This is a genomic window from Xanthomonas sp. NCPPB 3761, assembly GCF_041475705.2.
In the GTDB taxonomy this organism is placed as follows: Bacteria; Pseudomonadota; Gammaproteobacteria; order Xanthomonadales; family Xanthomonadaceae; genus Xanthomonas; species Xanthomonas phaseoli.
In genome coordinates this window covers 3,888,239-3,902,502 of sequence record NZ_CM191262.1, presented here as the reverse complement: position 1 = coordinate 3,902,502, position 14,264 = coordinate 3,888,239, and the positions used below count along the sequence as shown (strand labels likewise).

Annotated in this window: 8 protein-coding genes; 2 read left to right on the top strand and 6 right to left on the bottom strand. The window is 64.9% G+C overall.

From position 1 onward, the window contains the following. Positions 1–1,026: 1,026 nt before the first annotated feature. From ACCQ00_RS16910 to ilvC, 5 genes are all read right to left on the bottom strand, one after another. The gene (locus ACCQ00_RS16910; RefSeq protein WP_017156818.1) at positions 1,027–2,589 is read right to left on the bottom strand and encodes a 2-isopropylmalate synthase; all 1,563 of its coding nucleotides are present in this window, start codon (positions 2,587–2,589) and stop codon (positions 1,027–1,029) included. Then, positions 2,586–3,656: a threonine dehydratase gene (locus ACCQ00_RS16905; protein ID WP_236493374.1), complete on the bottom strand. Its 1,071-nt coding sequence runs from the start codon at positions 3,654–3,656 to the stop codon at positions 2,586–2,588. The genes ACCQ00_RS16910 and ACCQ00_RS16905 overlap by 4 nt, the downstream gene beginning before the upstream one ends. A gap of 123 nt (positions 3,657–3,779) precedes the next feature. Further along, a complete protein-coding gene (locus tag ACCQ00_RS16900; RefSeq protein ID WP_003483347.1) occupies positions 3,780–4,037 on the bottom strand; it encodes an ACT domain-containing protein in 258 nt (85 codons plus the stop codon). Next, positions 4,021–5,742, bottom strand: coding sequence for an acetolactate synthase 2 catalytic subunit (gene ilvG / locus ACCQ00_RS16895; protein ID WP_039572658.1), 1,722 nt, complete (start codon positions 5,740–5,742; stop codon positions 4,021–4,023). The genes ACCQ00_RS16900 and ilvG overlap by 17 nt, the downstream gene beginning before the upstream one ends. Positions 5,743–5,785: 43 nt before the next feature. Then, a complete protein-coding gene (gene ilvC / locus ACCQ00_RS16890) occupies positions 5,786–6,787 on the bottom strand; it encodes a ketol-acid reductoisomerase (RefSeq protein WP_017156821.1) in 1,002 nt (333 codons plus the stop codon). 651 nt (positions 6,788–7,438) lie between these two features. On the opposite strand from ilvC, the gene ggt reads away from it, so the two are divergent. Together ggt and ACCQ00_RS16880 are read left to right on the top strand one after the other, a co-directional pair. Beyond that, a complete protein-coding gene (gene ggt, locus ACCQ00_RS16885) occupies positions 7,439–9,148 on the top strand; it encodes a gamma-glutamyltransferase (RefSeq protein ID WP_039572662.1) in 1,710 nt (569 codons plus the stop codon). A 58-nt stretch (positions 9,149–9,206) separates the two neighbouring features. After that, positions 9,207–11,063, top strand: coding sequence for a methyl-accepting chemotaxis protein (locus tag ACCQ00_RS16880; protein ID WP_180301725.1), 1,857 nt, complete (start codon positions 9,207–9,209; stop codon positions 11,061–11,063). Between the two features lie 263 nt (positions 11,064–11,326). On the opposite strand, the gene ACCQ00_RS16875 is transcribed toward ACCQ00_RS16880, so the two are convergent. Then, positions 11,327–14,098, bottom strand: a complete 2,772-nt coding sequence (locus ACCQ00_RS16875) for a TonB-dependent receptor (protein ID WP_039572664.1) — start codon at positions 14,096–14,098, stop codon at positions 11,327–11,329. Positions 14,099–14,264: the final 166 nt, after the last annotated feature.

Sequence of the window (14,264 nt, the reverse complement as noted above, 5' to 3'; positions counted from 1 at the left end):
AAGCAGGTGTTGATTCGTGATGACTTCGTGGCCGATGTGATCGGCAAGCCATCCATCGACTGTCATGTCGCCAGCGATAATGACGCTCCGAAAGACCTGCAGACCACTAGGCCCTTCGCATTTCCTTCGGCAATCGAAGACAACCGGTGGTGCTTGCGCGCGTGCTGGCGTGGGGCCTTGAGCGGCATGGATGCCGCGCCAGCGCCTACATGGACGTACTCGCGGCGTGTCCCAGGCCGGTTGCGTGCAAGCGCCTGCCGCAGACCGAAGCATTGGCATGAAACGGACGGCTTCGTGCGAGATTGATCGGCGTGCTGAGTTGATCGGCAGCGCGGTGCCGCATCCAGTGTCGGGACACGCCGTGAATCCGTCCATGCAGGCTCGGTGGCGGCATCCATGCCGCCACACGGTCCCGCCCCGGACGCGACACCGCGCTCTCAAGATTACTACTGCTGATCGGCACGCAATGCTTCAAGCAGGTGTTGATTCCTGAGCACTTCGTGGCCGATGTGATCGGCAAGGCATTTATCTGCTCTTGCATCTCAAGGAATGGGTGCCCGGAAAAACGGGCAGTTCATCTGGCTGTCGGCATTTCGTTCCGCGACCGACAGCAATCGGTGGTGCTTGCGCGCGTACCGATGTGGGACCTTGAGCGGCATGGATGCCACGCCAGCGCCTGCATGGATGTACTTGCGGCGTGTCCCAGGCCGGTACGCGTGCAAGCGACCGCAGCGGACCGAAGCATTCATACAGAACCCGCAGACACCGCCCGCAAAGCCTCGAATGGGAGGTAGGTGCCCGATGTCGGTATGAATGCAAGCGCCTCCACAGACCGACATATTCGTACAGAACTCGCAGACGTCGCCCGCCAGGCTGGTCCGTGGCGTAGCGCCGTTTCCAGCATACGTATACCCACAGGCGGCGGTACCAAAGCCACGCGCCTGCAAAAGTGAAGCAACAATTACCAGAACGGCCAGCAGATCACTCTGCCGGCCGTCAGGTTTGCATCGTCCAGCGCAGGGCCGGTTACGCCACCGCAGCCGTCTTGCCGGCCACCACGCCACGCTCGCGCTGACGCAACAAGCGGTTGGCCACATCGAGCCACGCAAGCGCGCTGGCTTCGATGATGTCCTTGCTGGTGCCGGTGCCTTCGTATTCCACGCCGTCGTGACGCACGCTCAAGCTGGCTTCGCCGCGCGCGTCCGCGCCGATGCCCACGCTGTGCACCTGGTAGCTGTCCAGTTCCAGCCTCACGCCGGTCGCCGAGGCCAAGGCACCGAACAGTGCATCCACTGGCCCGTTGCCTTGCGCGGTTTCGGCCACACGGTTGCCTTCCGGGTCGGACAACTCCACCAACGCATTGGCGCGGCTGCCCACATCGCTGATGGTCATCGATGCCAGGCGATAGCCTTCCTGCACGGTAGCGTCCTGCATCAACGCCTGCAGATCCGCATCGGTGACCACGCGCTGCTTCTCGCACAGCGCCTTGAACTGTTCGAATACCAGCTTGACCTCTTCTTCCTCCAGCAGGTACCCCAGCGCACGCAGACGCTGCTCGACTGCGGCGCGGCCGCTGTGGCGGCCCAGCACCATTTGCGAGGATTCCCAGCCCACATCTTCCGGGCGCATGATTTCGTAGGTGCCGCGATGGCGCAGCATGCCGTGCTGATGAATGCCGGATTCGTGCGCGAATGCGTTGCCGCCCACCACCGCCTTGTTGCGCTGTACCGGCATGCCGACCAGGCGTTGCAACAATTGCGACGTGGACACGATACGCGGCGTATTGATCGCCGAATCGATGTTGTAGAACGCGCCACGCACCTTCAACGCCATGGTGATCTCTTCCAGCGCGCAGTTGCCGGCGCGCTCTCCGATGCCGTTGATGGTGCATTCCACCTGGCGCGCACCGCCTTCGATGGCCGCCAGCGAGTTGGCCACCGCCAGGCCCAGATCGTTGTGGCAGTGCGCGCTGAAGATGACCTTGTCGGCACCGTCCACGCTGGCGATCAGGCGCGAGAACATGCCGCGGATTTCTTCCGGCGTGGTGAAGCCGACCGTGTCGGGCAAATTGATGGTGGTGGCGCCGGCGGAAATCGCCACGCGGGTGACCTCGGCCAGGAAATCTTCTTCGGTGCGGGTCGCATCCTCGGCGGAGAATTCGATGTCGTCGATATAGCCGCGCGCCAGCGTCACATGTTTGTGCACCGACTCCAGCACCTGCTCGCGGCTCATGCGCAGTTTGTGTTCGCGGTGCAGCGGGCTGGTGGACAGGAACACATGCAGCCGCGGATTGGCTGCCGATTCCAGCGCCTTGGCCGAGGTTTCGATATCGGCCTGCAGGCAGCGCGACAACACCGCCAGGGTGGGGCGGCGCAGTTCGCGGCCCATCATCGCCACCGCTTCGCGGTCCGAGTGCGAGCTGGCAGGAAAACCGGTTTCGATGATGTCCACGCCGAGTTCGTCCAGCGCGCGCGCCATGACCAGCTTCTGCTGGGGCGTCATGCTGCAGCCGGGGGATTGCTCGCCGTCGCGCAGGGTGGTGTCGAAAATTCGGATACGCGGGGTCTGGTTGGATACGGTCGTGTTCACCAGGAAGACTCCTCTACGGCGATGGCGGTGACAGGCGTTGAAGCGACTGCGGATGGGCGGGAAAGAACGTGTGTGGCGGGTGGCGGATTGGCGCTGCGTTCGTTGCGGAGTCGCTCGGTATTGCGACGGCGCGGCTTGCGTGGCGGACGCGGCCGCACCTCGGACAAGAGTGTAGCCAGCACGGTTGCGTCGATATTACCGCCAGAGACCACCGCACATTTGCGTTTGCCGGAAACGCGGCGACCGGCGGCCAGGGCGAGGGCGCCAGCGCCCTCGGCAATGACGTGTTCTTCCAGTGCCAGGCGCACCAATGTTTCGCGAAGTTCGGCCTCGCGCACGATCACCACATCATCGAGCAGACTCGAGCACAGGCGGCGCGTGAGCAGGCCTGGAATCTTGACTTTCACGCCATCGGCGAGCGTCGGTACCGGGGTGATTTCGCGCAGATCGCCGCGGACGGCGCGCGCCATCGAATCCACGCCTTCCACCTGCGCCCCGACCACGCGCACGCCTTGCGACTTCAATGCCAGCGCCACGCCGGAGGCCAGGCCGCCGCCGCCGATCGGCACGATCACCACGTCCGGCGCATGCGCCGCCAGCTCGATGCCGACGGTGCCCTGGCCGGCGATCACGTCCGGGTCGTCGAAGGCGGACAGGAAGCGATAGCCGTTCTGCTCGGCCAGCTCGCGCGCAAACGCGAACGCTTCATCGTAGCTGTTGCCGTGCTGGCGCACGGTGGCGCCCCAGTGCGCGACACCGGCGATCTTGGTCTGCGGCGCGCCATAGGGCATCACCGTGATGGCCTGCACGCCCAGCCGGTACGCCGACCACGCCACACCTTGCGCGTGGTTGCCGGCCGAGGCGCAGATCACCGGGCGCTCGTCGCCGCGTTCCAGGCCGGCCAGCAAGGCATTCAAGGCGCCGCGCACCTTGTAGGAACCGGTGCGCTGCAGATTCTCCAGCTTCAACCACACACCGAAGCGTTCGGCGTAGTGCAGCGGCGTGGGCGACAGGTACTTGCGCAGGCGTGCCTGCGCGGCCAGGACGTCGGCCACGCTGACGGCCACGTCGCCTACCTCTGGCTCCTGTGCGGAAGGGCGGCCGGAATCAGGCATTGCGGCACGCGCGCGGGCGATCCGGAAGAAGGCACCTCCGGACGGCTGTCTGATGGTCGCGCGAGGTCTGCATGCTCATGCCGCCGCCTCGACCGATTCCAGTGCGGTGATCACCACCGATTCGCAGTCGTAGACCTTTTCCAGCTGCAGGCGCAGCGTTTCCGGCGGACGGTTGCTGTCCACATCCAGCAGCAGATGCCAGCGCCCGGCATCGTCTGGCGCTGCGGCGCCCTGGATCGCGCATGGGCGGAAGCCGCGGCGTTCGGTCATGCCGATCACCCGCACCAACGCGCCTTCTGCCGGCTTCAGCACCAGATCAAGCCGGTAACGCATGCGATGTCTCCTTGGCCGCGTGTGCGGGATTGCTGTCCAGCATGGTGCTGTTGGCGTTGTTGGGCGGCACCAGCGGCCACACGTTGGCACGCGCGTCGATCGCCACATGCAACAGGCCGGGACCGGGCTGCGCCAGCAAATCGGCCAGCGCCGCGTCCACGTCGCCGCGGGCGATGATGCGCTTGGCCGGAATGCCGAACACCTGCGCCAGCGCCGCAAAATCCGGGTTGTCGGACAGGTCGATTTCGCTGTAGCGCTCGGCAAAGAACAGTTCCTGCCACTGCCGCACCATGCCCAGTGAGCTGTTGTCCAGCAGCACGATCTTCACCGGCAGCTTGCAGCGCGTAATCGTCACCAGCTCCTGCACGTTCATCATGAAACTGCCGTCGCCGGAGACCAGCACCACGGTGCGGTCGGGGCAGGCGAACTGCGCGCCCATCGCGGCCGGCAGACCGAAGCCCATGGTGCCGAGCGCGCCGCTGGTGAGGTGATTGCGCGGGTCGTTGAAGCGGCAATGCTGGGCCACCCACATCTGATGCTGACCCACGTCGCACGCGATGATGGTGTCGGCCGGGGCCACTTCGCTCAGGCGCTTGAGCAGCGCCGGCGCGTAGATATCGGTGCCGGGCGCGTCGTAACGCGCGCCGAATTTTTCGCGGTTGGCAAAGCAGCGCGTACGCCAGCCCTGGCAGTTGGCCCGCGCTGCGCTCAGTGCCTTGAGACTGGTGGCCACGTCGCCGGGCACTGCGATGTCGGCAGTGCGCAGCTTGGAAATTTCATACGCGTCGGCATCCAGGTGGATGACGCGCGCAAACGGTGCGAACTCGCTCAGCTTGCCGGTGGCACGGTCGTCGAAACGCGCACCGACCACCACCAGCAGATCGCATTCCTGGATGGCCATGTTGGCCGCACGGGTGCCGTGCATGCCCAGCATGCCCAGGTAATCGGGATGCGCATGCGGCAGCGCACCCAGGCCGCGCAAGGTCAGCGCGGTCGGGATGCCGGTGGCTTCGACGAAGCGCCGGAACGCCTCCACCGCACCCGCCAGCGCGATTCCGCCACCGCCGTACACCACCGGGCGTTCGGCGCCGGCGATCGCCGCCAGTGCTTCGGCCAGTTTCGCGTCCGCCGGCGCCGGCGGCGGCTGCACGGCTGCCGGAACATGCGGCGGCAGATGCGAGGCATCTGCCACCTGCACGTCCTTGGGCAGGTCGATCAGCACCGGCCCGGGACGTCCTTCGCGCGCGATGCGAAATGCCTCGCGCACCATCTCCGGAAGCTCCTCCACGCGCCGCACCAGAAAGCTGTGCTTGACGATCGGCATGGTCATGCCGAACACGTCCAGCTCCTGGAATGCATCGGTGCCCAGCAACGGGGTGGCGACCTGGCCGGTCAGGCAGATCATCGGCACCGAGTCGAGCATCGCATCGGCGATGCCGGTGACCAGGTTGGACGCGCCCGGGCCGGAGGTGGCCACGCACACGCCGACCCGGCCGCTGGCACGGGCATAGCCGTTGGCAGCCAGTGCAGCGCCCTGTTCGTGACGAACCAGGATGTGCTTGAGCCTGGAATCCACCAGGGCATCGTAGAACGGCATGATGGTGCCGCCCGGATAGCCGAATAGCGTTTCCACGCCTTCGGCTTCCAGGGCCTGCGTCAGCCAGCGCGCGCCATTGCGGGGCGTGCTGTGTGCGGAGGTGTTCATGCGTTGCGGACCTTCGGTTTAAGCGGTGGGGGAGGCGGCGGCGTTATGCCGCCTGTTGATTCGCAGGTGCGGCAGCGGCTTGCTGTTGCCCGTTGAGCCACACCATCTTGGCGCGCAGCTTCTTGCCCACTTCCTCGATCGGGTGCTCCAGGTCGGCCTGCTTGAACTTGTTGTAGTTCGGCAGGCCGGCGTCGTATTCGGCCACCCAGTTCTTGGTGAAGGTGCCATTCTGGATGTCGGTCAGCACGTCCTTCATGCGCGCCTTGGTGCTGGCATCGATCACGCGTGGGCCGCTGACATAATCGCCGTATTGCGCGGTTTCGGACACGAATTCCAGCATGCGGGTGATGCCGCCTTCGTAAAACAGGTCCACGATCAACTTCAATTCGTGCAGCACTTCGTAGTATGCGATTTCCGGCTGATAGCCGGCCTCGACCAGTACTTCGAAACCGGCCTGCACCAGCGACGAGGCGCCGCCGCACAGCACCGCCTGCTCGCCGAACAGATCGGTTTCGGTTTCTTCCTTGAACGTGGTCTTGATGATGTTGGCGCGCGCGCCACCCAGGCCGCCGGCATAGGTCAGCGCGAACTGCTCGGCCTTGCCGCTGGTGTCCTGGTACACCGCATAGATGCACGGCACGCCGCGGCCGATCTCGTATTCGCGACGCACCAGCGCACCCGGGCCCTTGGGCGCGACCAGCACCACGTCCAGATCGGCGCGCGGTTTGATCATGTCGAAGTGCACGTTCAGGCCATGCGCGAACAGCAGGCAGGCGCCCTGCTTCATGTTCGGCGCGATGACGTCTTCGTAGAGCTTCTTCTGCACCATGTCCGGGGTCAGGATGGCGACCAGGTCAGCGCTCTTGACCGCCTCCGACGGCGCCACGACGGTGAAGCCGTCGGCCTGGGCCTTGGCTTCGGTCGGGCCACCGGCACGCAGGCCGACGGTGACGTCGAAGCCGGAATCGCGCAGGTTCAGCGCGTGTGCGCGGCCCTGGCTGCCGTAGCCGATGATCGCGATTTTCGGTTGGGTGTCGTTGCTCATGGGATGTCCTTGCGGGGTTGGCAGTGGAGATGGGTATCGATAAATGGATCAGCCGGCAGTGCGGGCACTGGCCGGCTGAACAAAGCGGGGACGCGCGATGACACGGCGCAGGCAACCACAGGCGGCCATGCGCGTCTGGGCGCACGGCGATGTTGCGGATATGGCAGTGATGTCGTTCATGTCATTCGAAACTTTTGGTGATCCCTGAAACGCGAAACCCCGCGCCGTTGCCGGTGCGGGGTCTGATCGAAGCCTTGTGTGTCTGTTGCCTACACGAAGTCTCGTCCCGCACCGGTTGGCGAGGTAATAAGTACGAGCACGAGAAGCGACGCAGCCGACGCGCCGAAGGGCGCGGACATCAGAGCGTTCGAGGTGGTGGGGCGGTGCGGCATGGGTTGAGATAACCACCGCCGCCGGTGAGGTGTCAACCCTTGCGGGTGAAACATCCGCGGGCCCGCTGCACCTATCGTGCGAAGCCGCATGGCAGCAGCATGGTTACCGCTGAAACCGCATCGTCTCATGCTCTGCAGAGCCGACCTGGATCACCAATTGCGCGGGTTTATCGCAACTCGCATTGTCGATCGGGCGCTGTGCCCCGGGCCGCTGGTATGGTGGGTCATCCACTGTTGTGTCTTGGGGAGTTGCCTGCATATGCGTCGCGTACCTGTCTTGTTGGTGTCTGCTCTGGCGCTGCTCGCGTCACCTCTCGGCGCTGCCGACCGCGTCACCGGGCTGCCGTTTGCCACCCGTTCGGAAGTCATTGCGCCGCATGCCATGGCCGCCACCTCGCAACCGCTGGCCACCCAGATCGCGCTGGATGTGATGAAGGACGGCGGCTCGGCGGTGGATGCAGCGATCGCGGCCAATGCGGCGCTGGGCCTGATGGAGCCAACCGGCAATGGCGTGGGAGGGGATCTGTTCGCGATCGTCTGGGACCCCAAGACCAGCAAACTCTATGGCTACAACGGCTCCGGCCGCTCGCCCAAATCGCTGACCCTGGCCGAATTCCAGCGTCGCGGCCTGAAGGACATTCCGCCGACCGGACCGTTGCCGGTGTCGGTGCCGGGGGCGGTGGATGGCTGGTTTGCGTTGCATGCGCGCTTCGGGCGCAAGCCGATGGCGCAGAACCTGGCGCCGGCCATCCGCTATGCGCGCGAAGGCCATCCGGTGGCCGAAACCATCGCCTACTACTGGGACCGTTCGGTGCCGCGGCTGTCGCAATACCCGGGTTTCAAGGAGCAATTCACCATCGACGGCCACGCGCCGCGCAAGGGCGAGCTGTGGAAGAACCCGAACCTGGCCAACACGCTGCAGCAGATTGCCGACGGCGGCCGCGACGCGTTCTACAAGGGCGAGATCGCGCGCACCATCGGTGCCTACTTCAAGGCCAATGGTGGGTATCTGAGTTACGACGACATGGCCAGCCACCAGGGTGAGTGGGTCGAGCCGGTCAGCACCAACTATCGCGGCGTTGATGTGTGGGAGCTGCCGCCCAACAGCCAGGGCATCGCCGCGTTGCAGATGCTCAACATCCTGGAAGGCTACGATTTTTCCAAGATTCCGTTCGGCTCGGCCGAGCACGTGCACTTGTTCACCGAAGCCAAGAAGCTGGCCTTCGCCGACCGCGCACGCTTCTATGCCGACCCGGCGTTTCAGCCGGCACCGCTGGCCAGGCTGATCTCCAAGGACTACGCCGGTCAGCGGCGTGCGCTGATTTCGATGGGCAAGGCGCTCAAGGAAGTACAACCGGGGACACCCAAGCAACTGGAAGAAGGCGACACCATCTATATGACCGTGGCCGATGCCGACGGCATGATGGTGTCGCTGATCCAATCCAACTACCGCGGCATGGGCAGCGGCATGGCGCCGCCGGGGCTGGGTTTCATCCTGCAGGACCGCGGCGAGATGTTCGTGCTCAAGAAGGACCATCCCAACGGCTATGCGCCGGGCAAGCGGCCGTTCCAGACCATCATCCCGGCCTTCGTCACCAAGGACGGCAAGCCCTGGCTGAGCTTCGGCGTGATGGGCGGGGCGATGCAGCCGCAGGGGCATGTGCAGATCGTGATGAACCTGGTGGACTTCCACATGAACCTGCAGGAAGCCGGCGACGCGCCGCGCATCCAGCACGAGGGCTCCACCGAGCCCACCGGCCAGGCCACCGCGATGAGCGATGGCGGCGAGGTCAACCTGGAAACCGGCTTCTCCTACGACACCATCCGCGCGCTGATGCGCAAAGGCCACCGGGTGATCTTTGCCGACGGCCCGTATGGCGGTTATCAGGCCATCGCCCGCGATCCGGCCAGCGGCGTGTACTACGGTGCGTCGGAAAGCCGCAAGGACGGACAGGCGGCCGGATATTGAGCGCGGTACGGTCGAGGTTGCCGCTCAATTCCGGCCGCCGCACGCCGCTAATCACGGGATGGAGCAGGAGCCCCTCATGAATTCGATGCAACAGCCCGACCCGCCGTCGCAGGCCCAGACGGCCGTGCTCCCGGATGCGCCCGTGGCCTTGCTGCGCCTGTCTGCCGAGGCGTGTGTGGTGGCCTGCAACCGCGTCGGCCTGGATGTGCTGGGCAAGACCGCGGTCGAGCTGCAGGGGGCGCCGGCCTCGGTGATGTGGGGGTTGAGCGCCGCCGATCTGGTGGGCGAAGAAGGCGTCTGGGCTGCCCCGGGCGACGACCCGGCGCGGCGCGTGCGCTATGTGCGCGACCGCGCACAGGGCGGCTGGATGCTGTCGCTGCCGCATGTGGAAACCGCGATCCTGCTGCGCGAGGCCACGCGTCTGGCCGACGGCAGCCGGCCGGTGCCGATCTCGCCCCTGCTGCAACCGCTGGTTGCGCGTCTGCAGGCCGAGCACGAAGACCGCACGGTGCTCGAGCGCACCGCGCAGGCGCTGGCCGGCTGCGAACTCGAACTGTTGTTGCCGCCGGGACTGGCGGAAACCGAGATGGGCCGGCGCCTGCAAGCCGGGTTCGGCAATCTGGCCGAGGCCATCCGTCAGGCAGTGGCCTTGTCGGTGCAGATCGCCGCCGAAGTGCCGCCGCTGGTGGCCGAAAACGATGAACTGGTACGCCAGTCGCAGGCGCAGAACGAGGCGCTGGATGGCGCGCGCACCGCGGTGGAGCGGCTGTCGTCGAGCCTGCAGGACGTCAATGCCGAGCTGGCGCAGGTGATCGCGCTGGCCGCCAGCGCCGACGACAGTGCGCGCCAAGGCGTGGCCGCCGCGCATGCGCTGGGCCAGGCGATGCACGAAGTGGAGCGCCGTGCGTCGCGCGCGGGCGAAGTCATCGAAGTCATCGATTCGGTGGCGTTCCAGACCAATATCCTCTCGATCAACGCCAGCATCGAAGCCGCGCATGCCGGCGATGCCGGGCGCGGGTTTGCGGTGGTGGCCACCGAGATCCGGCGGCTGGCCGAACGCGCCGCAGCGGCGGCGCGCGACGTGCGCGCGATCCTGGCCGAAACCAGCGCCGCCGTGGGGGAGGGCGCGGCCTCTGCACGTGGTACCGAAGCGGTGCTCGATGGCATCACCCGCGTGCTCGGGCAGGCCAGTAGCGCGATGACCACGGTGGCCGGGCGCATCCAGGCGCAGGACGGGGAAATTCGCGGGATCGAGCGTGCGGTAGATGGCGTGGTGGCGTTGGGCCGCAGCAATCTGCAGCATGCCGCGCACGTGGCCGAACGCAGCGAAGCGCTGGGGCGCGGCACCGAAACCCTGCGCGATTGCGTGGGCTTGTTCCGGTTGCCGCCGGACCCACTGCTGGTGCCCAGGCACGCGCGGGTCAAGGAGCTGGCCGTTGCCACGGCCGGCAAGATCGGCAGTGCGCTGGCGCAGGCCATTGCGCGCGGGCAGATCGAGCAAGCTGCATTGTTCGCGCGCACCTATACGCCGATCGCCGGCGTGGAGCCGCCCAAGTTCAATACCGACTTCGATGCGCTCTGCGACCAGGTACTGCCCGCTTTGCAAGAGCCGCTGCTGGACGCGCACCTATGGATCGTCTTCGCCATCTGCGCCAATCCCGATGGCTATGTACCCACGCACAATCTGCGCTTCACGCAACCGTTGACCGGCGATGTCAAGCGCGATCTGGTCGGCAACCGCACCAAGCGCAAGTTTACCGACCGCGTTGGGCGCAGCGTGGGCGCGCACACCGACCCATACCGCCTGCAAGTCTATCGCCGCGATACCGGCCAGATCATGTTCGACCTATCCACGCCGATCTTCGTCGGCGGCAAGCACTGGGGCGGCTTGCGGGTGGGCTATACGTTGGAGTGATGGCGTCGACCGGCCGGCGTTTGGCGGCTGTGCGTCAACCCGGGCAACAAAAAAAAGCCGCCGAAGATCGGCGGCAGGGAGAGAGAGCAGGTTTCTTGTTGTAGTGGCTGCAGGCTAGCGGTGCGATGTGCCGTGGAAATGTCTGTGCATGTCGCCATCGCCGTGCCGTGTGCCAGGCGCTCGATTGCGTGTTAGCCGTGGCACACAGACAACGACCTCCCGAAGGAGGTCGTTGTGACACCACGTGGATCAGGGCAGCGTGCTCAGAAGCGCTGGGTGTACTGCAGGTAGCTGTAGCGTCCCGGGATGGCGTAGGCCGGATCGAACGAGTTGGCCGAGGCGCTGAGCGCGACCGGCGGGTCGCGGTCGAAGACGTTGTTCAGGCCCAGCCGCACGGTCGCATTCCATGGAAGCTGGTAAGACACCTGCATGTCGTTGAACGCAGTCGCCGCAACGTGGCGATAGTTTCCGTTGTCGTCCAGTTCCGAATCGTAGTCCTTCATGCCCGAGTAGTAACGCACGGCCCAATTGGCGGCCAGATTGCCGTAGCTCCAGTCCAGGGTGAGCGTGCCGCGGGTGCGCCAGTTCGGATTATTGGTGTGGTAGATGCCGTTGTAGCTTTCCCACGCAGAATTGTCGTCCTGCTTCTGCTCGTTGACCGCCACGTAGGTCGAATCCAGCGTCAGCATGAACTGGCCGATTGCGGTCTGCGGCAGTTTGTAACGCGCGGTGAAATCGTAGCCCTGCATGCGTTGCTCGCCGACATTCACCGGCTGGATCACCAGGCCGGTGATGGTCCCGGTCGCATCGCGGGTCACCAGATCGCAGAACGCCGAGACGTTGAACTGGTAGCACTGCGTCAGGATCTGATTGGCGCTGAATTCGGTGATGGCGTCGGTGATCTGGATCTTCCACCAGTCCAGCGACACGTCCAGGCCCTGCACCGAAGCCGGGCTGTAGACAAAGCCAAGCGTGGTGTTCTTGGACTTTTCCGGTTGCAGATTGGCGTTGCTGGTGTAGGTGAACGGATAGATGGTCTGGCCGGAGTTGCCGCTGGCGCTGTTGTATTCGGCAACGTAATTGGCAGGCACGCCGCGGGCGGCGCATGCGGCCGCAATCGCGCTGGTGTAGGAGGTGCTGTTGGTCGAGCAGGGATCGGAGTAGGTATCGAAACTGTCCGACGCGCCCAGGTACAGGTCTTCGATCGATGGCGCGCGGAAACCGGTGGCGTAATTGCCGCGAATCAGCAGGTCGGCGACCGGCTTCCACTTGAAGCCGAACTTGCTATTGGTGGTGCTGCCGAAGGTGTTGTAGTCCGAATAGCGCACCGCTGCGCTCAACTCCAGCAACTGCGCACCAGGCACATCCTTCAGCAGCGGAATCGCCACTTCGGTGTAGTAGTCGTTGAGCGTGTACGAGCCGGAGGTGGGCGTGAACGAATTGCCCGAGGTATAGCCGGCAGAGATCAGGGCATCCGGTGAGGAGAACCCGCTTTCCTCGCGGTGTTCGACACCGGCGGCAAAACTCATCCAGCCGGCGGGCAGCTCGAACAGGTCGCCGGTGAGGTTGGCGGTGAAGCTGCTGTTTTTGTATTGATAGGTGTTGTGCGCAGTGAACAGGATGTAGTCCAGCATTTCCTGGGTCACGCCACCGGCCGGCGACAAGGGGTTGAACGGTACGCAGCCGGTAATGACGGCGCCGCCGCTGTCCAGGCACGCCAGGGTGCCATTGACGATGGCCGATGCACCGAGCGCATTGCTCAGGTTGAGCAGATTGACATCGCCATACTGGGTTTCGGTCTGGTCGGTCTGGTTGTGCGCAAAGCCCACATCCCAACTGAACTGTCGGTCGGCAAACTGGAAGTCGCCTTCCAGCCCGGTGTACACATGCGAGGTCTTGACGTCCTGCTGGTAGGTGCGCGCGAATTCGGTCAAGCGATGCGACCAGCCCACATCGCGCCCGTCGCCGCCGTAGGCGGTGTTGTACGGGTTGTAGTAGCTGTCGCCGCTCAACAGGATGCCGGTATTGACCGAAGCCAGCGGAAAGCCGGCCAATTGCTGCGACGACTGGCGGCGGTTATACAGGCCATCGAACTTGAAGCGCACGTTGTCGGTGAGTGCATAGTTGCCCTGCACATACAACGCGTCGCGCTTCTGTGGCGTCACCAGGTAATTGTCCTTGGCGTAGTTGTAGCCATATTCGGATGTGTTGAAGGCGGTGTACTGGTCCAGGCCGTAGCGCGGGTACCTGCTGTCGCCGCTGGCGGTAGCACTGTCGGGCAACACCGTCCATGCGCCGCTGGTGCCATTTGCACGGAGGCGGCCGCTTGCCGAATAGCTGCTGTAGGCCGAAGAGCCCGCGCCGTACACCGGCTCGGCGGAGATCTCCCGGTCGCCTGCCATCACCGCATCTTCCTTGACGCTGGACAAGCCGATGACCAGGTTGCCGCGCTCGCCGGTGGCGCCCACGGTGGCATCGAAGGAGGTGCGCTGGCCATCGCCCTGGCCATATTGGCCAACGTAGGCATTGACTTCGGCACCATCGAAATTGGTACGGGTGATGATGTTGACCACGCCGGCGATGGCATCGGAGCCATAGATCGACGAGGCGCCATCCTTGAGGACTTCCACGCGCTCCACGATGGCCGAGGGAATGGTGTTCAGATCCACCGAACCGGACAGGCCCGAGACCCAGCGCCGGCCGTTGACCAGCACCAGCGTGCGAGAGGCGCCCAGGTTGCGCAGGCTGACCGTGGCCGAGCCGTCGCCGCCGTTGTTGACGGTGCTGTTCATCGTTGCACCGTTGGAAGGGATGCGCTTGAGAACGTCGGCAACCGAGGTCAGGCCCTGCTTTTCGATGTCCTGGCGCGTCAGGACCAGCACCGGTTGCGAATTTTCCACATCGACCGAGCGGATGCGCGAGCCGGTGACTTCGATCTTGTCCAGGTTGGTCGGACTCTTGTCGGTTTGTTCCTGGGCGAAGGCGCTCGTGCTGACGCACAGGCTGATGGCGATCGCGAGCGAGCCCCGACGCATGGTCGGGTAGAGCGTTGTCATAGTCATATGTACGGCGGTTCCCGGTAGAGGAGGAGCGGCAGCGCGATCCCCGTGAATGACACCTGCATGCGTGCAGCGTTTCCGGCATGCCATGCAGGCTTAGCGGGAATTTAACGAGCGGGTTTCGCCGCCGTTTTTCGTCAAT

Coding starts and splice junctions, on each gene's coding strand:
- ACCQ00_RS16900 (WP_003483347.1), bottom strand. CDS start 4,037: ATGCGTTACCGGCTTGATCTGGTGCTGAAGCCGGCAGAAGGCGCGTTG.
- ilvG (WP_039572658.1), bottom strand. CDS start 5,742: ATGAACACCTCCGCACACAGCACGCCCCGCAATGGCGCGCGCTGGCTG.
- ilvC (WP_017156821.1), bottom strand. CDS start 6,787: ATGAGCAACGACACCCAACCGAAAATCGCGATCATCGGCTACGGCAGC.
- ggt (WP_039572662.1), top strand. CDS start 7,439: ATGCGTCGCGTACCTGTCTTGTTGGTGTCTGCTCTGGCGCTGCTCGCG.
- ACCQ00_RS16880 (WP_180301725.1), top strand. CDS start 9,207: ATGGAGCAGGAGCCCCTCATGAATTCGATGCAACAGCCCGACCCGCCG.
- ACCQ00_RS16875 (WP_039572664.1), bottom strand. CDS start 14,098: ATGCGTCGGGGCTCGCTCGCGATCGCCATCAGCCTGTGCGTCAGCACG.